Origin of the sequence: Streptomyces boncukensis (assembly GCF_011045075.1) — a bacterium.
GTDB lineage: Bacteria > Actinomycetota > Actinomycetes > Streptomycetales > Streptomycetaceae > Streptomyces > Streptomyces boncukensis.
This window is the reverse complement of record NZ_JAAKZZ010001026.1, coordinates 1-943: the sequence shown is the minus strand read 5'-3', so window position 1 is coordinate 943 and position 943 is coordinate 1. Positions and strand designations below refer to the sequence as shown.

General features: G+C 78.5%; 1 protein-coding gene. It reads right to left on the bottom strand.

Annotated elements, in window-relative coordinates; translation table 11 throughout:
* On the bottom strand, positions 1 to 921 hold a 921-nt coding region (locus G5C65_RS37725), incomplete at its 3' end, for a quinone oxidoreductase family protein (RefSeq protein ID WP_165303575.1).
* Positions 922 to 943: the final 22 nt, after the last annotated feature.

Here is a 943-nt window from a genome sequence, read left to right as displayed (position 1 = left end):
CACCAGCACCTTGCCCATCGTCTCGCGGGCCGCCATCGCCGCGTGCGCGCCGCCCGCTCCGGCCAGCGGGACGACCCGGTCGACGCGGGCGGTCAGCGCACCCCGCCGCGCGAGGGCGAACAGCTCGTCCGCCGTCCGCGCGAACAGCGGCGGCGCTTCCAGCACGCGTCGCATCCACAGGCCGTGCACGCCCACCGACCGTTCCGTCAGCTCGTTCACCGAGACGGTGTCGGACACCTCGCCGCGTGCTCCGACCGACACCAGCCGCCCGAACGGGGCCACTGCGGCGAGCCCCGCCCGCAGGGCCGGGCCGCCGACCGAGTCGAGGTAGAGGCCGACACCTTCCGGCAGCGCCTCGGGCAGCTCCCCGGGTGCGGCGACGGCCACCCGCGCGCCCAGGGACCGGACGAACGTCCGCTTCGCGGGGCTGGAGGCGACGCCGGCCACCGTCCGCGCGCCCAGTGCGAGGGCCAGCTGCACCGCCAGGTGGCCCACGCCCCCCGCGGCGGCCGCGACCGCCACGCTCTCACCCGGCCGCAGCCGCCCGGCGGTGACCAGGGCGCAGTAGGCGGTGCAGCCCTGTTCGAGCAGGCTCACCGCCTGGGCGTCGTCGATGTCGTCGGGCACCTCCACCGTGTACGCGTCGCGCGCGGCGGCCACCTCCGCGTAGCCGCCGCCCGCCCGCAGCAGCGCGACGACCCGCCGCCCGTCCGAGCGCCGCCGCCCGACCACGTCGACCCCGGGGACGGCGGGGAGCGGGGGCGGCGCGTAGACCCCCGCGCGGATCTCCAGGTCGGCGAAGTTCAGCCCGGCGAGCGTGACGTCGATGAGCGACTCGCCCTCGCCCGCGACCGGCTCCGGCACCGTCCCGGGCCGCAGCTCCTCGGGCCCGCCGAAGCGCCGCAGCACCACGGCCCGCATCCTCCCCGCCCCGGTACCCGTG